This is a genomic window from Paludisphaera sp. (assembly GCF_037189885.1).
GTDB lineage: Bacteria > Planctomycetota > Planctomycetia > Isosphaerales > Isosphaeraceae > Paludisphaera.
The window spans coordinates 18,940-38,252 of the sequence record NZ_JBBCIR010000072.1; the positions used below are offsets into that span (position 1 = coordinate 18,940).

13 protein-coding genes are annotated in these 19,313 nt (G+C 71.0%); 5 read left to right on the plus strand and 8 right to left on the minus strand.

The genetic code is table 11. From position 1 onward, the window contains the following. Positions 1-41 precede the first annotated feature (41 nt). The 3 genes from mfd to WG209_RS19875 all read right to left on the minus strand — a co-directional run bounded on the left by mfd (position 42) and on the right by WG209_RS19875 (position 4,776). Positions 42-3,344, minus strand: a complete 3,303-nt coding sequence (gene mfd, locus WG209_RS19865) for a transcription-repair coupling factor (protein ID WP_337176830.1) — start codon at positions 3,342-3,344, stop codon at positions 42-44. Positions 3,345-3,407: 63 nt separating this feature from the next. Then, on the minus strand, positions 3,408-3,851 hold the full coding sequence (locus WG209_RS19870; protein ID WP_337176831.1) for a DUF4265 domain-containing protein: 444 nt from the start codon (positions 3,849-3,851) through the stop codon (positions 3,408-3,410). A 46-nt stretch (positions 3,852-3,897) separates the two neighbouring features. After that, positions 3,898-4,776, minus strand: coding sequence for a hypothetical protein (locus WG209_RS19875; RefSeq protein ID WP_337176832.1), 879 nt, complete (start codon positions 4,774-4,776; stop codon positions 3,898-3,900). A 162-nt stretch (positions 4,777-4,938) separates the two neighbouring features. Here WG209_RS19875 and WG209_RS19880 point away from each other — a divergent pair, with 162 nt between their 5' ends. Further along, positions 4,939-6,825 carry a sigma-70 family RNA polymerase sigma factor gene (locus tag WG209_RS19880; RefSeq protein WP_337176833.1) on the plus strand — a complete coding sequence of 629 codons (1,887 nt, stop codon included), beginning with the start codon at positions 4,939-4,941 and terminating at the stop codon, positions 6,823-6,825. Between the two features lie 10 nt (positions 6,826-6,835). Here WG209_RS19880 and WG209_RS19885 read toward each other — a convergent pair whose 3' ends face one another. After that, the gene (locus tag WG209_RS19885) at positions 6,836-7,765 is read right to left on the minus strand and encodes a PfkB family carbohydrate kinase (RefSeq protein ID WP_337176834.1); all 930 of its coding nucleotides are present in this window, start codon (positions 7,763-7,765) and stop codon (positions 6,836-6,838) included. Between the two features lie 243 nt (positions 7,766-8,008). Here WG209_RS19885 and WG209_RS19890 point away from each other — a divergent pair, with 243 nt between their 5' ends. From WG209_RS19890 to WG209_RS19900, 3 genes are all read left to right on the plus strand, one after another. Beyond that, positions 8,009-10,717, plus strand: coding sequence for a right-handed parallel beta-helix repeat-containing protein (locus WG209_RS19890; RefSeq protein ID WP_337176835.1), 2,709 nt, complete (start codon positions 8,009-8,011; stop codon positions 10,715-10,717). Positions 10,718-10,855: 138 nt separating this feature from the next. Then, positions 10,856-12,181 carry a nucleotide sugar dehydrogenase gene (locus WG209_RS19895; protein WP_337176836.1) on the plus strand — a complete coding sequence of 442 codons (1,326 nt, stop codon included), beginning with the start codon at positions 10,856-10,858 and terminating at the stop codon, positions 12,179-12,181. 25 nt (positions 12,182-12,206) lie between these two features. After that, positions 12,207-13,160 carry an SDR family oxidoreductase gene (locus tag WG209_RS19900; RefSeq protein WP_337176837.1) on the plus strand — a complete coding sequence of 318 codons (954 nt, stop codon included), beginning with the start codon at positions 12,207-12,209 and terminating at the stop codon, positions 13,158-13,160. Between the two features lie 285 nt (positions 13,161-13,445). Here the strand turns inward: WG209_RS19900 and WG209_RS19905 are convergent, their stop codons facing one another. From WG209_RS19905 to WG209_RS19920, 4 genes are all read right to left on the minus strand, one after another. Further along, on the minus strand, positions 13,446-13,592 hold the full coding sequence (locus WG209_RS19905; RefSeq protein ID WP_337176838.1) for a hypothetical protein: 147 nt from the start codon (positions 13,590-13,592) through the stop codon (positions 13,446-13,448). A 156-nt stretch (positions 13,593-13,748) separates the two neighbouring features. Beyond that, positions 13,749-14,042 (minus strand): type II toxin-antitoxin system RelE/ParE family toxin, encoded by a 294-nt coding sequence (locus tag WG209_RS19910; protein ID WP_337176839.1) that lies wholly within the window; start codon positions 14,040-14,042, stop codon positions 13,749-13,751. Beyond that, the gene (locus WG209_RS19915) at positions 14,039-14,263 is read right to left on the minus strand and encodes an addiction module protein (protein WP_337176840.1); all 225 of its coding nucleotides are present in this window, start codon (positions 14,261-14,263) and stop codon (positions 14,039-14,041) included. Before WG209_RS19915 ends, WG209_RS19910 begins: the two co-directional genes overlap by 4 nt. A gap of 74 nt (positions 14,264-14,337) precedes the next feature. Further along, positions 14,338-15,207 carry an Ig-like domain-containing protein gene (locus WG209_RS19920; RefSeq protein WP_337176841.1) on the minus strand — a complete coding sequence of 290 codons (870 nt, stop codon included), beginning with the start codon at positions 15,205-15,207 and terminating at the stop codon, positions 14,338-14,340. Positions 15,208-15,555: 348 nt separating this feature from the next. On the opposite strand from WG209_RS19920, the gene dnaE reads away from it, so the two are divergent. Continuing rightward, positions 15,556-19,254: a DNA polymerase III subunit alpha gene (gene dnaE / locus WG209_RS19925; RefSeq protein WP_337176842.1), complete on the plus strand. Its 3,699-nt coding sequence runs from the start codon at positions 15,556-15,558 to the stop codon at positions 19,252-19,254. The last annotated feature ends 59 nt before the right edge of the window (positions 19,255-19,313 follow it).

The window sequence follows — 19,313 nt, forward strand, 5'->3', positions numbered from 1 at the left end:
GCGGGGCCCGGCCCAAGGGGGACGCACCGCCCCACCCCCCCTCAGCGCTTCGCCGCCAGCAGCTCCCGCAGCACGGCGACGATCTCCGGGGTGGTGATCGGGTCGTCGCCGAGGGGGATGTAGGCTTTCTTCGCGTCGACGACGCGGACGCGGCCCTTGTGGCGACGGGCTAGGGTCTCGATCTTCCTGGCGTCGCGGTAGGTCAGGACCGCGTATTCCGCCTCCACGTGGATCCGGTCCAGCTTCCAGTGGCCGGCGAGGATGCGGATCTCGGCCTCGGCGAGCAGGTTCTCGGCGGGCCTCGGCGGCGCGCCGAAGCGGTCGTTCAGCTCCTTGCGGAAATCGGCCAGGTGGTCGAGCGTCCGCAGCCGGGCCAGGCGGCGGTACAGCTCCAGCTTCAGCCGGGGCGCCGGGACGTAGTCGCGCGGCAGGTACGCGCGCCATTTCAGCTCGACGGAGCAGTCGAACAGCGGCTTGTCGGGCTGGCGGGTGGCCTTGCGCACGGCCGATTCCAGCAGCGAGCAATACAGCTCGTAGCCCACGCTCTCGATGTGGCCGGACTGCTCGGCGCCCAGGATGTTCCCCGCGCCCCGGATCTCCAGGTCGCGCAGGGCGATCTTGAAGCCGGCGCCCAGCGAGGTGAATTCCTCGATCGCCTTCAGCCGCTTCACGGCGTTGGGCGTGACCGATCGGTCGGATTCCAGCATGAGATACGCGTACGCGCGGTGCTTGAACCGGCCGACCCTTCCCCGGAGCTGGTGCAGGTCGGCCAGGCCGTACTTGTCGGCCTCGTTGATGAAGATGGTGTTGGCGTTGGGGATGTCCAGGCCGCTCTCGATGATCGTCGTGGCGACCAGCACGTCGAATTCGCGCTTGATGAACCGGAGCATGGTCTTCTCGAGCCGCTCGCCGGTCATCTGGCCGTGCGCGTAGTCGATGCGCGCGTCCGGGACGATGGATCGCAGCTTCGCGACGACCTGCTCGATGTCGTGGATCCGGTTGTGGACGAAGTAGACCTGGCCGTCGCGGTTCAGCTCGCGGTTGATGGCGCGCCGGATCGTGTCGGGGTCGAACCGGAGGATGCGCGTCTCGATCGCCTTCCGGTCCGAGGGGGGCGTCTCCAGGTTGGAGATGTCGCGGATGCCCAGCAGGCTCATGTGCAGCGTGCGCGGGATGGGCGTGGCGGATAGGGTCAGCACGTCCACGGTGGAGCGCAGGGTCTTGAGCCACTCCTTGTCCTCGACGCCGAACCGCTGCTCCTCGTCCACGACGATCAGGCCCAGATCCTTGAACGCCACGTCCTTCTGCAAGATTCGATGCGTGCCGATGAGGACGTCGACCTTCCCCTCGGCGGCGCGCTTGAGGGTCTCGCGGATCTCGGACTTGGGCCGGAAGCGGTTGACGACCTCGATGACGAACGGGAACTCCCCCATCCGCGCGGAGAAGCTGCGGTGGTGCTGCTCCGAGAGGATCGTCGTCGGCACGAGCACCCCCACCTGCTTGCCGGCGTCGACCGCCTTGAACGCCGCGCGGATGGCGACCTCGGTCTTGCCGTAGCCGACGTCGCCGCAGATCAGCCGGTCCATCGGCCGCGTCTGGGACATGTCGTCCTTGATCGCGTCGATCGCGGCGAGCTGGTCGGGGGTCTCGTCGAACGGGAAGGCGGCCTCGAACTCGGCCATCCAGCGTGAGTCCTCGGCGGGGTAGGCGAAGCCGGGCTGGCTGGCGCGATCGGCCTGGATGTCCAGGAGTTCCTGCGCCAGGTCGACGACGGCGTCCTCGACGCGCTTCTTCCGCTTGTCCCACGCGGAGGAGCCGATCTTGGACAGCGGCGGCGCGATCTTCCCCCCGCCGACGTACTTCTGAACCAGGTCGATCTTGGCGATGGGGACGAAAAGCCGGGTCCCCTCGGCGAACTCCAGCAGCAGCGTCTCCTCGGCGTGGTCGCCCGCCTTGTCGACGAACTGCAGGCCGAGATACCGGGCGATGCCGTGGTTGATGTGGACGACCAGGTCGCCCTCGTTCAGATCCAGGAAGCTGTCGATCGCGCGGGTCTCGTAGCGACGCCGCGAGGTGGAGCGGCGGACGTCGGCCCGGGCGAACAGCTCGTGGTCGGCGATGACGAGGGTGTCGACCTCCCCCTCGGTCAGGTGGAACCCGGCGCGGATGCGGCCGACGCTGGTGACGAGGCGGCCGTCGCGGGCGATGTCGGAGTCGGCGAAGACCTCGCGGAGCCGCTCGGCCTCGCCCGCGTTGTGGCAGGCGATGACGACCCGGTCCCCCCCGGCGGCCGACTCAAGCTCGGCCTTCACCTTCGACAGCTCGCCCGAGAACCGCTCGACGCTCTCGATCCGCAGATGGCACGTCGCCTCCAGCGAATCGGCCGCCAGCGCCGAGAGGGCGATGGTCGGCCGTCGCACCAGCCGCTGGAACGTGCTCTCGACGGAGTAGAGCCCGCGGGGGTCCTCGACGCGGGAGAGGTAGTGCTTGCCTTCCTCGCGGAGATCCTGCTGCTCGACGAGGACGGCCCAGGTCCCCTCGGGGAAGGCGTCGGTGGCCGGGCCGAAGTCGTCCAGGTGGTCGGGGTCGAAGGCGGGGGGGACGGCGATCGTCACGTCGTCCCAGCGGTCCAGCGAGCGCTGGGTCTCGGCGTCGAAGGGGCGGATCGACTCGACGTCGTCGCCGAAGAACTCGATGCGGACGGGGTCGGCGGAGTCGGTCGGGAAGACGTCGAGGATGCCGCCGCGGAGGCTGAACTCGCCGGGGACTTCCACGACCTCCACCCGCTGCATGCCGCGATCCATCAGCCACGACGCCAGCTCGTCCACCGCCGTCACGTCGCCGACGCGGATCTGGCGCGACATCCGGCGCAGGACCTCGGGCTTCGGCACCGGCTGCAAGAGGGCCTGGATGGACGTGACGACGACCTTCGGCGGCAGCCCGCCGGCGAGCCGGCCGACGACGCGCATCCGGGCGCCGAAGATCTCGTCGCGCGCGTCCTGCTCGCGCGGGAGCTTGTCCCACGCCGGCAGCACCTCGGGCTTGAGGCCGGAGAAGACGGCGATGTCGTCGCGGAAGTCGTCCACGTCGCCGACGTGCGCCAGCACGACCACCAGGCAAGTCGGCGCGTGAAGCGCCAGCGCGCCGGAGACGAGGCCCGCCGCCGACCCCCACGCGCCGTCGATGGTCGCGGCCCGGCCGTTGCGCAGGGCGGCGAACACCTCGGGGAAGCCCCGGGCCTTCTGGATCAGCCGCGTCAGGTCCTTCAGTTCATCGCCGGCCGTCGGGGCGGCGGCTCCGGGGGCGGCGGCTGCGGCTGGCGGTCGGGGCGAAACCCTGGGCATCGGCGGCTCGTCGTGGGGCTCGGGTGGTGGACGCGGAATTCTAGGCGCACGGACCGTCCGCGCCTATCGTCCCGGCAAGACAGCCTCTTCGTAGTGAAGTCGTTCGGCTCCAACCGCCTCGTCAAGGATCGCGCGAACGGTTGCGTAATCGACCCGCTTCGGCACGTTTGCGGCCGCGACGGGGACTTCGCCGATCCGGCCGGTCTCAAGCTCGCAACCCAGCTCCAGGAGAGTCCGGGAGACTTCGACGGCGGCCCTGTCGTCCGAGAAAAACAGGCGAACGAGGGCGTTACCCGAACGCTCGTGAACTCTCGTGAAAATCAGATCGGCCCCTTCACGCCGGGCCTCGACGACGTCGCCGCACGCCGCCCCCGTGGCGAATAACGGGCTGTTGTCGATCACGAAGCGGCCATCGGGCCGCTCGCGAGCCCAGACGTCCTCGTTCTCGAAGGGTGGATAGCCGATATCATCTCGCTCTAGCAAGAAGCGGACCTTGGCCGGCTTCATGTCGGGCTTCGCGCGGCCAAACAGCCGCCACCAGAGCCCCCGCATATCAACCGGCCTGCCATGGGGCGGCGGCCGGAGCCGTCGCGACGCGCAGCCTCGGCCGGGGGGCGCGGACGATGGGCCCGGCGGGGGCGGGATGGGCGGGCTCGGCGCGGGGGCGGGCGACGGTCCTGGCCATGCGGTCGAGGGCGTCGATCAGGTCGTCCAGGGCGCAGGGGAGGTCCAGGCAGGCCGACGCGCCGGCGTCGCGCGCCTGGATGACGGTCGCGCGATCGGCGAAGCCCAGCAGGGCCAGCACCGGGCCGGTCTTGCTGCGCCGCTCCAGCCGCTCCTCCCATCGGGGTTCGAGCACGGGGACGTCCCAGACGGTGAGGGTGCGACCGGCGGGGGCGTCGGGGCCGACGGCCAGGGCGTGGGAGTCGCTGGCGCGATAGCCCGCGTGGGAGGCGGCCTCGCACAGCACCCGGCGCAGCTCGTGGTCGGTGCTGACGACCTCCACCGGGGTCGCGCCCCGTCGCGAGCGGTCGGCGTGGCCGGGGGCGTGCTCCAGCATCCGCGCGATCTGGTGCGGCAGGGTCTCCGCGGCGGTGGCCTCGGGCGCGACCATCTCCACCAGCGCCGCGCAACGCTCGACCTCGGCGTAGCGCACGTAAGGGCTGACGCAGAGGATGACGCGCGGCCAGGCGGCGGGGCCCCGATCGCGCCGAAGCTCCTCCAGCCGGGTCACGTCGGCCGGGGAGAGCCGCGAGCGGTGCAGCACGAGGATCTCGATCCCCGCGCCGGGCTCGAACGCGCGCCACGGCAGGCCGCCCCCGGGCTCCGGCAGGGGGACGACGTCGAACGGGGAGAGGGCCCGGGCGATCGCCGCGACCCAGGGGTCGCTCAGGTCGCCCGCGAAACCGATCGTCGGGGTGCTCGCGTCCATGGCGGTCCCTCCTTGGATTTTTCCGCGCATTCCTCTCCTACCAGAACGGTCCGCGGTCGGCAATCGAAAATGCGTCGGGCGCGGATTCCGGGAAAACTCGTATCCGCGCCCGCCGCTCCCGGCATGATGGAGACGAACGCCGAGAGTGGAGGCCAGCCGTCCATGAGCAGCAGCCGCGTCGAATCGCCGTTGGGCAGACTCCTCGAACGCGGGACCTGCACCGGGACGGACGACGCCCGGCTGCTGGAGCGGTACGCCCGGTCGGGCGACCGCGAGGCCTTCGCGGCCCTGGCGGCGCGGCACGGGCCGATGGTTATGGGGGTCTGCCGGCGGATTCTCGCCGAGCCGTCGGACGTGGACGACGCCTACCAGGCGACGTTCCTGGTCCTGATCCGCCGCGCCGGAACGCTGGGGCCGGGAGACGTCCTGTCGGCGTGGCTGCACGGCGTCGCGACGAAGGTGGCGCGGCGGGCCCGCATGGACCGCGCCCGCCGCCGCGCCCGCGAGCGCGACGGCCTGGCCGTCGAGCCCGCCCGCGAGCCGGACTCGCGCGACTTCGCGCTCCGGGAGGTGATCGACCAGGAGGTCGAGCGCCTCCCCTGGAGGTATCGCGCCCCGGTCGTCCTCTGCTACCTGGAGGGGCTGACACACGAGGAGGCGGCGGCCCGGCTGAGCTGGCCGGTCGGCTCGGTCAAGGGCCGCCTCGCCCGCGCCCGGTCTCTGCTGGGCTCGCGGCTCTCCCGCCGCGGCGTCACGGCCGGCGCGGGGGCGATCGCCCTGGAAGGCCTGGCGTCGGCCGCCGTGCCCGACGCGCTGGCCGCCGCCGTCGCGCTCGCCGCCGGGCGGGTCGCGGCGGGGGTGGCTTGGAATTCCGTGCTGTCGTATCCGGTCGTCCGACTCGCGAAAGGAGCCTGCGCATCCATGATCGCCACGAACTCGACCGTCGCCGCCCTGGCCGCCGCCGCCCTCGCCGTCGCGATGGGGGTCGGGGCCGCCGCCGCGCGTTCGGACGGCCCGACGCCCCCCGAGCCCGCCCCGCCGCCGCTCGCCGCGACGGTGTCGGACGACCCGGCAACGCCCGAGCCCGCCCCGCCGTCCGTCGCCGAGCCGTCGCCGGACGAGGAGCCGACCCGGGGCCCGGGGGGGACCGAACGACGCCAGGCGACGTCGGCCGATCGCCTGCTCGCCGCCGCGAGGGATGCGTTCCGGGAGGCCTCCGGGGATCGGGCGCGGGGCGGTGACTCGCTCGACCGCGCCTACCGCGCGTCGCGGCTCTGGCTGGACGCCCGATTGGCCCGCGCGACGGACGCGGACGAGCGCGAGGCCGCGTTCGTCGAGCACCTGGACCGGATTCGGACCGTGGCGCGCTCCGAACTCGCCGGCACCCGCGCCCGGGGGTCGTCGGCCTCGGGGGCCGCCGAAGCCCGCGCCATGCTCGCCGAGGCCGAACTATGGGCGGCCCGGGGGGACGACTCGCCCGGCTCCGACGCGCCGCGGGCCGCCGGCCCCGCCGCGGGATCGGACGGCCCCGGCGATCCCGACGCGAGGAGCGCGGCGATCCTGAAAGAGCTTGAGGCACCCCTGTGGATGAGCTTCCCCGACGAGACGCCGCTGGAGGACGTCCTCAAATACATCCGACAGGCCACCGAGCGGGACGGCCGGCCCACCATCCCCATCTACGTCGACCCGATCGGCCTGAACGAGGCCGACAAGACGATGACCTCCCCGGTCTCCATCGACCTCGCCGGCGTGCCGCTGAGGCGGACGCTCCAGCTCATGCTGAAGCAGATCGACCTGGTCTATTTCGTCGAGGACGGCGTCCTCGTCATCACGTCGGCGGACGCGGCGCCGAGGGGGCTGGGGCCCGATTCGGCGCCGCCGGCGCCGTCGCTGGAGGAGGAGGTGGAGCAGGCTCGGCGCGGGGCGTTGAGCATGGACGAGATGCAGGCCCTCTCCGAGAAGCTCAAGCTGCTCGGCGAGATCCGCCGGCTCCATCGGGAGGTCACGGCGCCCGAGCCGCCGGCCGTGCCCGCGCCCCCTTCGCCCTGACCGCCGACCGTCAGGGGGCCTCGACTTCCAGCTCGATCTCGGGCTCCATCCGCTCGACGGCCTCGGGCTCGACGGCGCCGGCGTCCCAGACGAGGGCGTTGGCGACGGCGCAGGCCATGGCGCGGCGGATGGTCGCCTCGGGGTCCAGGCCCTTGAGGTGGGAGTCGACCAGGCCGGCGAGGAGCGAGTCGCCCGAGCCGATGGGGTTGCGGACGTCGATCTCCGGCGGCAGGGCGCGATAGAGGGTGTCCCCGACGAGGAAGAACGCCGGGTCGGGGCCGTCGGTGACGACGCCGATCGCGACGCCGCGGCGACGCCACGACCGCAGCAGGCCCACGACGTCGTCGTCGCTCGGGGCCTTGCCCAGCCGCATGCCGGCCTCGCGGCGGTTCATCTGCATCGCGGTGGGCCAGAAGCCCCAGATGGCGTCGAGCGCCGGGCCGTAGGTGTCCAGGAAGACCGGGACGCGGCGGGCGCCGGCCAGCGAGATCAGCTCGCTGTAGACGCCGTGGGTGGCCGGCGACGGGCTGGAGCCGGAGAGCGTCAGGGCCTCGACGCCCGGCTCGGCCAGCGCCCGCTCGACCAGGGCGATCAGCTCGTCGGCCTCGGCGTGGGTGACCGCCGGGTCGGGGTCGAAGAACGCGGTCTGATCGTCGGTCCCCTCGGTGGCGACCGTCAGGATCACCCGCGTCGGCGAGGCCGTCGCCACGGCCAGCGGCTCCAGGCCGTCGGCGTCCTTCAGGAGCGCGCGGCAGGTCTCGCCGACGGCGCCCCCCAGGAACGTCACCGGCTTCGGGTCGCGCCCCAGCCGCTTCAGGGCCCGGGCGACGTTATTCCCCTTGCCCCCCACCACGTCCCGACTCGACAGGCCCCGCACCAGGTCCCCCGGCCGCCACGCCGGGACGGAGAGCGTCTTGTCCAAGCACGGATTCAGCGTCACGCACAAGATCATGGGCGGCTGGACCATACGGTGAGGGGACGACTTGGCGAGCGGGCGGACCGATTCCGACCGTCGGCGCGACGGGTCGGGGCCCCGGACCGCGCGCGGAACCCGATGATACGATTTCGCTTGGGCCCATTCCAGGCCAGCCCGCCGGATCCTCCCGGATCCGTCGCTCGCTGTCATCATCCCGCGGCGCGCGTTACCCTCCGGTCTGACCCCTGGCACCGAGGGAGGGACGCGATGCTCCACCGATCATCCGGCGGCGTGATTCCGAGGACTCTCCTGGCCCTCGCGCTCCTGGCCTCGGCCTCGGCCGGGGCTGGCCGCGCGGAGCCGCTCAGGGTGCACGTCGCCGCGACGGGGGACGACGCCGGCTCCGGCCGGGCCGACGCCCCGGTCGCCACCCTGGAGCGCGCCCGCGACATCGTCCGCGACCTCAAGCGGACCCCCGAGGCCCGCGACGGCGTCGAGGTTCTCGTCGGCGGCGGCGCCTACGCCCTCTCGCGCGCCTTCGTGCTGACGGCCGAGGACGGCGGGACGGCCGAGGCCCCCATCGTCTACCGCCCCGCCCCCCAGGACGCCGTCGTGATCCGGGGCGGCCGCGACGTGATCGGCTTCCGCCCCGGCGAAGCCGGAGCGATGGAGGCCGACCTCAAGGCCCAGGGCTTCACCGACTTCGCCTTCCGCGACCTGTTTCTCGACGGCGTCCGCCTCCCCCTGGCCCGCCACCCGAACGCCGTCCCCGACAACCCCTACGGCGGCGGATGGGCGTTCGCCGACGGCGAGCCCGTCCCCATGTACCAGGACGTCCCCGGCGAGCGCCGCGACCTCCTCCACTACAGGGCGAAGGACGCCCGCGCGTGGAAAAACCCCGGCGAGGTCGAGGTCTTCGTCTTCCCCCGCTACAACTGGTGGAACAACATCGTCCCGATCCGCGACATCGACCGCGACGCGCGGCTCGTCACCCTGACGGGCGACGCCTCGTACCCGATCCGCCCCGGCGATCGCTACTACTTCCGGGGCGGCCGCGAGGACCTGGACGCCCCCGGCGAATGGCACGTCGACCGCGAGACGGGCGTGCTGCGTCTCATCCCGCCGGGGCCGCTGGAAGGGCGCGCGGTGACGGTCCCGGTCGTCTCGACCCTGGTGCGGATCGAGGGGGCGGCGCATGTCACGTTCCGGGGCTTCACGATGGAGGCCGCGACCGGCGAGGCGTTCCTGCTGGACCGCGCGGAGTCCTGCGCAATCGCCGCTTGCGCGATCCGAGGCGTGGGCGACTACCACCGCGCGGCGGTCTCCGTCTCGGGGGGCTCGAACAATCGGGTGGTCGGCTGCGACATCTCGGACGTCGGCTCGCACGGCGTCGTCCTGGGCGGCGGCGACGTCGTCTCGCTGACCCCGGCCCGCAACCGCGCGGAGAATAACTACATTCATCACATGGGCGTGCTGTACAAGCACGGCGTCGGCGTGTCGCTCAACGGGGTGGGCAACGTGGCGTCGCACAACCTGATCCACGACGGCCCCCGCATGGGGATCATGTTCCACGGCAACAAGCACGTCCTGGAATACAACCACATCCGGCACATGAACCTGGAGACCGAGGACACCGGCGCCGTCTACACCGGGGGCCGCGACTGGACCGGATCGCGCGGGACGATCATCCGGTTCAACCTCATGCACGACATGCTCGGCTTCGGCAAGGACGAGAATGGCCGCTGGACCTCCCCCCACTTCGCCTGGGGCGTCTACCTGGACGACAACACCGGCGGCGTGGACGTGGTCGGGAACATCGTCTATCGATGCTCGCGCGCCGGGTTGCATCTCCATAGCGCCCGCGACAACGTCATCGAGAACAACATCTTCGCCGACAATGGGCGTTATCAGTTTGAATACAGCGGCTGGACCGCCGACAGCCGCATGTGGAAGGACCACTTCCCCACGATGGTCGAGGGCTACGAGAAGGTGGTCGCCAGCCCCGCGTGGAAGGACATGCGCGGGATGTCGGTCCACCCGAGGGACATCCCGCTCCCCGACGGCCGGGTGATGACCGGCAACGTCTTCGAGCACAATATCATCGCCTGGACCAACGACGCGGATTACGTCCGGACGTCCAACGTGCCCTTCGACCGCAACGTCATCAATCACAACCTCGTCTGGGCCGGCGGGCGCCCGATCAAGACGGGCGTCCACGAGTTCGGCGCGGACCTCTCCAAGGAGCTGGTCCCCAACGGCGACTTCGCCAGGGGTGAGCTGGGCGACCTGCCGGCCGACTGGGAATGGCAGATCCGCACGCCGACGTCGAAGGCCGGGCTCGTGGAGGAGGACGGCCGACGGGCGCTCCGGATCGAGGCCGCGTTCGACGACGCGAAGCCGCGCGACAACTACCCGATCGTCGTCAGCCGCCCGTTTCCCGCGAAGCCCGGCTCGGCCTACCGCCTGCGGGCCAGGCTCCGGGCGACGAACCTCGGCGCGGCGGCCCAGGTGATGCTCCAGGGTTATGAGGCCGGCGCCTACTTCTGGGCCAACTATCCCAACGAGGCGAAGGTCGGGACCGAGTGGACCGACTTCGAGGCCACGTTCGCCATCCCCGCGCCGGGCGAGCGCGGGCATCACCCCGCGATGAAGGACTTCCGAGCCCGGGTCGACTTCCCCGACCGCGAGGGGGCGTTGCTCGTCCGCAACGTGTCGCTGCGAGAGGTCGAGAAGCTGAGCGAATGGGACTCGTGGCGGGCCGCGGGGGCGGATCGCCACACCTTGGTCGCCGACCCCGGCTTCGTCGATCCCGCGCGGGGCGACTTCCGCTTCCGCCAGGGGTCCCCCCTCCTCTCCTTCCGGCCGATCCCCGTCGACCGGATCGGCCCGTACCGGGACGACCTGCGCGCCTCCTGGCCGATCCGCGAGGCCCCCGGCGCCCGCGAGCACCCGATCCGCGTGCCGGAGGACGATTGAGCCGGGACGGAACAGGCCCCATCTGTCGCGGCGGCCGCGTCATTTCCGAAGGCTCCAGTTGTGGCCACGGCGGCGGCCCGACGGGTATGATCGACGGCCTGGCGCGTTGAGGCGACGGGCGGTCCAGGGGGGCGTCGGATGGGCGGGGGATCGGGGCTGGCGGCGAGGTTCCGGGCGGGCGACGTCACGGTCGGGGTGATCGGCCTCGGGTACGTCGGCCTGCCGCTGGCGCGGGCGTTCGTCGAGGAGGGCGTGCGCGTCCTGGGCTTCGATGTCGACGCCGCCAAGGTCGACCTGCTCCGCCGGGGCCTCGGCTACATCGGCCACATCGGCCCCGACGTCGTCCGCTCCATGCTCGATCGCGGGTTCGAGGCCACCGCCGATTTCGACCGCCTCGGCGAGCCGGACGCCATCCTGATCTGCGTCCCCACCCCGCTGACCGAGTCGCGCGACCCCGACCTGACCTACGTCGAGCAGTCGGCCCGCGCGATCGCCCGGACGCTCCGCCCCGGGCAGCTCGTGGTCCTGGAGAGCACTACCTACCCCGGCACCACCCGCGGCGTCGTCCTGCCGATCCTGGAGGAGTCCGGCCTGAGGCTGGGCGCCGACTTCCTCCTCGCGTTCAGCCCGGAGCGCGAGGACCCCGGCAACCCGGACTTCTCAGCGCCCACCATCCCCAAGGTCGTCGGCGGGGTCGACGCCGACAGCCGCGACGCGGCCGAGGCCATCTACTCCCGCATCGTCGTGCGCGTCGTCCCGGTCTCCACCGCCGAGGTCGCCGAGGCCTGCAAGATCCTGGAGAACACCTATCGCGCCGTGAACATCGCGCTCGTCAACGAGCTGAAGGTGCTGTACGACCGCATGGGCATCGACGTCTGGGAGGTGATCGACGCGGCGAAGTCCAAGCCGTTCGGCTTCCAGGCGTTCTACCCGGGGCCGGGCCTGGGGGGGCACTGCATCCCCATCGACCCGTTCTACCTGACGTGGGTGGCGCGCAAGCACGGGATGACGACGCGGTTCATCGAGCTGGCCGGCGAGATCAACACGGCGATGCCGGCCTACGTCGTGAGCCGCGTCGCTGACGCCCTCAACGACCTGTCCAGGCCCGTGCGCGGCAGCAAGATCACCATCCTGGGCATGGCCTATAAGAAGGACGTGGACGACCCCCGCGAGGCGCCCGGCTTCGAGCTGATGGAACTCCTCCTGCGCAAGGGGGCCGAGGTCGACTACAACGACCCTCACATCCCGACGCTGCCGCCGATGCGCAAGTACCCGGACCTCCGGGAGTCGTCCAGCCGCGAGCTGACGCCCGAGTACCTCGCCTCGCGCGACTGCGTCCTGATCGCCACGGACCACTCCGCCTACGACTGGGCGAGCATCGCGGCCCACGCCACGCTGATCGTCGACACCCGCAACGCCCTGAAGGACGTCCAGCACCCCCGGGCGAAGGTCGTCCGGGCGTGAGGCCGTCCCCCGCATCGAGGAAGATATGAGCCGATCTGATCGCGAACGGGTCCTCGTCACCGGCGGCGCCGGGTTCATCGGGTCGCACCTGGTGGAAGCCCTGCTGGCCGAGGGGTACGCCGTGCGCGTGCTGGACGACCTGTCGACGGGCCGCGCCTCGAACCTGGACGCCGTCCGCGACCGGATCGAGTTCGTCGAGGCGAGCGCCGGCGACTTCGCCGCGTGCGAGGAGGCGGCGCGGGGCGTGGCCTACGTCTTCCACGAGGCGGCCATCCCCAGCGTCCCGCGCTCCGTGGCCGAGCCGCTCCTCTCGCACGAGAGCGGGCCGACCGCCACGATCAACGTGCTGGAAGCCGCCCGCCGCGCCGGCGCGCGCCGGGTGATGTTCGCCGCGTCCAGCAGCGCCTACGGCGAGACGGCGGAGCTGCCGAAGGTCGAGACGATCCTGCCCGACCCCCTGAGCCCCTATGCCGCCGCGAAGCTGGCCGGGGAGCACTACGTCCGCGTCTACGCCCGGACGATGGGCCTGGACGCCGTCAGCCTGCGCTATTTCAACGTCTTCGGCCCCCGGCAGGACCCGTCCAGCCCGTATTCCGGGGTGATCTCGCTGTTCCTCAAGGCCATGTCGCGCGGCGAGCGGCCCAGGATCTACGGCGACGGCCTCCAGACGCGCGACTTCACCTACGTCGACGACGTCGTCCGGGCGAATCTGCTCGCCATGCGGCGCGAGAGGCCGCTCGGGGGCGTGGCCCTGAACGTCGGCGGCGGCCGGCGCGTCAGCCTGCTCGACCTGATCGCCGCGCTCAACGAGATCCTGGGGACCGACCTCAAGCCGGAGTTCCTCCCCCCGCGCGCCGGCGACGTGCGCGACTCGCTCGCCTCCCTGGACCTGATCGGCCGGGAGCTAGGCTACAAGCCCACCGTCGATTTCGCCGACGGCCTGCGCCGCGCCGCGGCCTCGATCGTCGAGGTCGGCTGAGGCGGATTGATGGACGAACGCGGTCTTCCCCCTGGCGGGGGAAGTCAGGCCGCGGGGCGGTCGAATGGTGGGGGGATTGCCCGTGGGGCTTCGCGTTTCGCGACCCCCCAGGCCGTCGGGGGCGGGAAACCGACCCCGGAGCCCGACGGCCGTCTCGCTCGTCCGCCCTCCCCGCCCGCGCAATCGAGCGGCCTTCCTCGCCGGGGAGGAAGGCCGTCGGGATGGCTCGGTCTCGGCCCGAGGCGGGAGGACCGTCGCGAGGTCAACGCGCCCGAAGGGGGGCGATCAGTCGAGGCCCTTGCCGCCCAGGTGCTTGCGCTTGCGGGGGTTGCGGATGCCCTGGTGCTTCGGGCGACGGCCCTTCGCGACCGGCGAGGTCCGGGCCTTCTTCCGCCAACTGTGGCTCTTGCGGTTCTTCGTCTTGGCCTTCATGACGACCTGCCATCCCTATCGTGGAATTCGATTAACGGATCCGTTCGAAGAACGGCGATTATGCCAGCGCCCCGGGGCATCGTGCAAGCCGAGTCCCCGAGGGCCGCGTAACCCGCCGCGGCCGAGGCACCTATCGGAGATCGGCTCGCGATGGGGTCACAACCTCCCTTTCCAGGCATCGGGCGAGCGACGACCGTGGACGATGGCCAGGACTTCGACGCAATCGGCCTTCACTCGGTAGTAGAAGACATACGGATAGCCGTGGACCCGCCCCCGACGCACTTCGGCATGGACGAAGGGGTAGATCTCGGGCATCTCCCCGAGTCGTTCCAACGCCTCTGGCACGCGCGAGGCGAACTTGAAGCCACCGCCGGCCCGCTCCTGATAGCAGTCGCTCGCGTCGATGAGGTCATACTCGGCGGGGCGCGTCAGGACGACTTTAAGGCTCATCTTTCGTAACGCGAGGCGACCCGCGACCACACATCCTCCAGGGGGGAGGACGCGTCGGGGTTCGCGTCGGCGTCGACGATCCGTCGGTCGAGGAACGCGCGCAAGTCGTCCGAGAGTTCGCCCGGCTCGTCGGTCTCGGGGAGGCCGTCCCAGAGTTCCTCGATGAGCCGGATTCGATCCTCGACGGTCCAGTTTCGGACCTCGCTCAGAACGGCTTGCATGTCCATGGTCGGCCCCCGCTCGCATCGTCGAGAAACCCGCTTTTTGACCATTCTATCCGCGGCCGCGTCCCGCGTCAGGCGCGGCCCGGGCGGGCGACGTACTTGATGGTGAACGGGCGGCTGGAGAGGCCGACGTGGCCCAGCTCGTCGACGGCGCGGATGCGGACCTTGACCGTCTCGCCGTCGGTCAGGGACCTGTCGAACGCGATCGAGTACTGGCCCCCCTTCGCGGCCTGGCCCTGTCCGTAGACCTCGCCGGTGGCGTCGTCGTAGATCTGGAGGATCGCCTGGGCCTGGTACGTCCCCGCGAACGTCGGGGTCGGCGCGCGGGTGACGAAATGGCCGTTCGACGCCGACGCCCCTTCCCCTCGCGCCAGGGTCGGGAGGTTGGGGGCGGGCATCGGCTGGCCGACGATCAGCGTCATCTGGAGGACCGTCGCGTAGTCGTTCGTCGTCAGGAAGACCGGCTGCGACTGCGTCGTGTTGACCGTCGTCGCCAACGCCTTCAGGTTCGTGGCGATCGTGTCGACGTTCTCGGTCGTGGCCCCGGCGGAGACCAGCACCTTCGTCAGCGCGTTGTTCAGCGCCTGGGCGTCCTGGGCGCGGAGCGACGGCCGGCTGACGACGTCGCGGAGGACGCCGTTGAACATCTCGATCGTCTGGGGGTCGGCCCGGCCCATCGCGCTGATCGAGTCGGTCATCGCCTGCTGGATCGGCTCGACCAGCTCGCGCGGCAGGGGGCGGTTGCGCTCGGTCGCCCGCAGGTTGATCGGCAGGCGCTCGATCCGGGTCATCTTGTCCTGGATCGTGATCGGCAGGTTCGTGGCGTTGGCGTTGGTCGTCATCGACGCGGTCGTGGCCGCGACCGAGGCGGGAGACGCCGTCGAGAGCATGACGCGGACTTCCATGCTCTCCGGCCCGGGAATGAAACGGCGGCGATCCATCGCACCAGTCTCCTCGGCGGCTTCGTCGCCCCCGGCCCGCGATCGCGGGCCCTCGGCCGACGTGGGCGCGAAGTCGGCCGGTAGGACGTGACGTCCGGCCCCTCGTCCCTTGGCGTTCATCTCGGTCGATTCGACGCGAAGTGGCGCCCGCGCCGGCGACCCGGGCGGACGGCCCGAACGTTTACCACGACCCGCCGATCCCGCCTAGAGCGCCTTGGCCGAATCCCCCGAGCCGCGGCGCCCCGGCGGGCCCTTCCCGCGCGGCGGCGCGACGCCCGACATGGTATAATCGAGTGGACGCCGGTACATGAAGAATCGGCGCCATCATCGCGACGGGGGCAAGCCGGAATGTCGAGCCGATCGTTCTGCCATCTCCACTGCCACAGCCATTACAGCCTGCTGGACGGGGCCAACAAGCTGCCGGATCTGGTCAAGCACGTGAAGGCCGGCGGGATGTCGGCGATCGCGGTGACCGACCACGGCAACCTCTTCGGCGCGGTGGAGTTCCTGCGCGAGGCGAAGTACGCCGGCATCAAGCCCATCGTCGGCATCGAGGCCTACGTCGCCCCCGGCAAGCGGACCGACCGCTCCGTCAACGGCTCGGGCGACGAGAAGTTCGCCTATCACCTGACGCTGCTGGCGAAGAACGGCGCGGGCCTGCGCAACCTGCTGAGGCTCTCGTCGCGGTCGTACCAGGAGGGCTACTACTACAAGCCCCGCGCCGACAAGGAACTCCTCGCCCGCTACAGCGAGGGGATCATCTGCCTGTCGGGCTGCGTCGGCTCGGAGTTCTCCCAGCACCTGCTGCACGACCGCTTCGAGCAGGCCGAGAAGCTGGCCATCTGGTACCAGCAAACCTTCGGCGAGGGGAACTTCTTCATCGAGATCCAGGACAACGGCCTGCGGATCCAGCGGGACGCCCGCGAGCGCCAGGTCGACATGGCGCGCAAGCTCGGCATGCCGATGGTGGCGACGAGCGACGCCCACTACCTGAAGAAGGACGACAACCTCTCGCACGACGTCCTGCTGTGCATCAACACCGGCAAGACGATCGACCAGCCGCTGGACAAGCCCCGCTTCGTGGACGACTCGGGATCGAGGATCTCCGACCAGTTCCACGTCCGCGTCCCGGATGAGATGTACGCGGCGTTCGCCGGGCACGAGGAGGCGCTGAAGCAGTCCACGCTCATCGCCGAGATGGTCGAGGAGAACTACGCCAGCGCCGAGCTGGGCAAGCGCCAGTTCCCCTCGTTCAAGCCCCCCGACGAGAAGACCCCGGAGCAGTACCTGCGGGAGCTGTGCGAGCTGGGCCTGCGCGAGCGCTACCCCAGCCCCACGCCGCCGGAGGTGGTCGAGCGGCTGGACCACGAGCTGGCCACGATCAACCGGATGGGCTTCGCGTCGTACTTCCTGATCGTCTGGGACTTCGTCCGCTACGCCCGCGAGAACAACATCCCGGCGCTGGCGAGGGGCTCGGCGTGCGGCGCGCTGGTGGCGTACGCCCTGCGGCTGAGCGACGTCTGCCCGCTGAAGTACGACCTGCTGTTCGAGCGGTTCCTCGACCCCAACCGGTCGGAGGCGCCCGACATCGACATCGACCTCTGCCAGGAGCGGCGCTACGAGGTCATCGAGTACGTGCGCCGGAAGTACGGCGACGCCAACGTGGCGCAGATCGGCACGTTCGGCACGATGAAGGCGAAGGCGGCCGTGAAGGACGTCGGCCGGGCGATGAACATGCCGCTGGCCCGGGTGGAGGAGATCAACAAGCTGATCCCCACCCGGCTGAACATCACGCTGGAGGAGGCCATCGCCGAGGAGCCGATGCTCCGGCGGCTGGCCGAGGACGACCCGGAGGTCGAGCGGCTGCTGGGCTTCGCGAGGCGGCTGGAGGGCTCGGCGCGCAACGCCAGCACGCACGCCGCCGGCGTGGTCATCGCCGACCAGCCGCTGGAGTCGCTCGTCCCGCTCCAGGTGATCCGCCGCGGCGACAAGGAGGAGGTCGTCTGCACCCAGTGGGACATGGGGGACGTCGAGAAGGCCGGCCTCCTCAAGATGGACTTCCTGGGCCTGCGCAACCTCACGACGCTGCAGGCGGCCGTGAAGCTCATCACCGAGCGCCACCCGGAGGACAAGCTCGACCTGGGCTCGCTCCACCTGGACGACGCCGAGGCCTTCGCGCTGCTCCAGCGCGGCGAGACGAAGGGGGTCTTCCAGCTCGAGAGCGCCGGCATCCGCGACCTGCTGGTGAAGATGAAGCCCGACCGCTTCGCGGACATCATCGCCACCAACGCGCTGTACCGCCCCGGCCCGCTCAACGGCGGCATGGTCGACGAGTACGTCGACGTGAAGAACGGCCGGAAGGAGGCGTCGTACCTCCACCCGGTGCTGAAGGAGATCCTGGAAGAGACCTACGGCGTGATGGTCTACCAGGAACAGGTGATGCGGATCCTCAACCGCCTGGGGGACATCGAGCTCTCCAAGGCGTACGCCTGCATCAAGGCGATCTCGAAGAAGAAGACCGAGATCATCGCCGAGGGCCGCGACCAGTTCGTGAAGGGGGCCGTCGCCAAGGGGCTGGAGAAGGGCGAGGCGGTCCGCATCTTCGAGCTGATCGAGTTCTTCGGCGGCTACGGCTTCAACAAGTCGCACTCGACGGCCTACGCCCTGGTGGCGTACCAGACGGCCTACCTGAAGTCGCACTACCCCACCGAGTACATGGCGGCCGTCCTCTCCTCCGAGATGGGGGGCGCCGAGCGCGACAAGTTCTTCGTCGAGCACATCGACGACTGCCGCCGCATGGGCATCGAGGTCCTGCCGCCGGACGTCAACCGGGGCGAGGCCACCTTCACCGTCCACACCGAGGGGAAGATCGAGTTCGGCCTGGAGGCGATCAAGGGCGTCGGCGCCAAGGCGGTCGACGCCATCCTCAAGGCCCGCGCCGAGGGGGGGCCGTTCAAGAGCCTGGAGGACTTCTTCGAACGCGTCTCCAGCCGCGAGGTCAGCGCCGCGGCGGCCGAGACCCTGATCCGCGCCGGCGCGTTCGACTCCCTCGGCGCGCGGCGGTCGCAGCTTTTGGCCATCCTCCCCCGCGCCGTGCAGGGGGGCCAGGCCAAGCAGGAGGACCGCAAGCGCGGCCAGCGCGGGCTGTTCGACGAGGACGACGCCGCCCCCGAGTCCGGCCCCGCCGCCTCCAACCTCCCGGACGTGCCCGAGCTGCCCGACGTGGAGAAGCTCTCCGGCGAGAAGAAGGCGCTGGGCTTCTACATGTCCAGCCACCCGCTGACCACCCACGCCGACAAGCTGCAAGCCCTGGCCACCCACCGCACCGTCGACATCGCCGTCGTCGCCGCGAAGATGCGCGAGGCCAACGGCGGCGCCCCGCAGGGCTTCGGCCGCGGCGGCTTCCGCGGCGGCGGCGGGGGCGGCCGGACGGAGGTGATCCTGGGAGGCCTGGTGACGGGCCTGCAGGTGCGCAACGTCCAGAAGAGCCGGTCCGGGCTGACCCGCATGGCCAAGTTCACCTTCGAGGACCTGCACGGCACCACCCCGGCGATGCTCTGGCCCGAGGAGTACGCCCGCATGGCCGAGCTGATCCAGGACGACGCCATCGGCTTCATCAAGGGGACGATCAACATCAGCCGCGACCCCGCCGAGATCGAGGTCACGCGCTTCATCCCCATCGAGAACGCCGAGGCCGAGCTGGCGAAGGGCGTGGTCGTCACGCTGCGCAAGGGGGTGCAGCAGGCGGAGGACCTGGAGCGGCTCCTGCGGATCGTCCGCGTCCGGCCGGGGAACCTGGATCTGTACCTGGAGATCTTCGGCCTGGAGAACGTCCGGCGGGTGATCTACCGCGCCGGCGCGTCGCTGAAGATCCGCTACGACGACCGGATGGTCTCGGAGATGGGCGCCGTCGTCGGCTCGGGCAACGTCCGCGTCCTCGGCCCCCGCGGCGCCACCGCCCGCACCGAGGCCCCCGCCCCCGCCCCGGCGGCCGTCGCCGTCGGCGCGGACGCGATGGACGACATGGAGCCGGACGACGACGATTGAGCGGGGGGGCAGCCAGGCGTCGCCAGAGGCGCGTCCCCTCTCCCGCCGGGAGAGGGTGG

Coding starts and splice junctions, on each gene's coding strand:
- WG209_RS19915 (WP_337176840.1), bottom strand. CDS start 14,263: ATGCAAGCCGTTCTGAGCGAGGTCCGAAACTGGACCGTCGAGGATCGA.
- WG209_RS19880 (WP_337176833.1), top strand. CDS start 4,939: ATGAGCAGCAGCCGCGTCGAATCGCCGTTGGGCAGACTCCTCGAACGC.
- mfd (WP_337176830.1), bottom strand. CDS start 3,344: ATGCCCAGGGTTTCGCCCCGACCGCCAGCCGCAGCCGCCGCCCCCGGA.
- WG209_RS19920 (WP_337176841.1), bottom strand. CDS start 15,207: ATGGATCGCCGCCGTTTCATTCCCGGGCCGGAGAGCATGGAAGTCCGC.
- WG209_RS19900 (WP_337176837.1), top strand. CDS start 12,207: ATGAGCCGATCTGATCGCGAACGGGTCCTCGTCACCGGCGGCGCCGGG.
- WG209_RS19910 (WP_337176839.1), bottom strand. CDS start 14,042: ATGAGCCTTAAAGTCGTCCTGACGCGCCCCGCCGAGTATGACCTCATC.
- WG209_RS19890 (WP_337176835.1), top strand. CDS start 8,009: ATGCTCCACCGATCATCCGGCGGCGTGATTCCGAGGACTCTCCTGGCC.
- WG209_RS19870 (WP_337176831.1), bottom strand. CDS start 3,851: ATGAAGCCGGCCAAGGTCCGCTTCTTGCTAGAGCGAGATGATATCGGC.
- WG209_RS19895 (WP_337176836.1), top strand. CDS start 10,856: ATGGGCGGGGGATCGGGGCTGGCGGCGAGGTTCCGGGCGGGCGACGTC.
- WG209_RS19905 (WP_337176838.1), bottom strand. CDS start 13,592: ATGAAGGCCAAGACGAAGAACCGCAAGAGCCACAGTTGGCGGAAGAAG.
- WG209_RS19875 (WP_337176832.1), bottom strand. CDS start 4,776: ATGGACGCGAGCACCCCGACGATCGGTTTCGCGGGCGACCTGAGCGAC.
- dnaE (WP_337176842.1), top strand. CDS start 15,556: ATGTCGAGCCGATCGTTCTGCCATCTCCACTGCCACAGCCATTACAGC.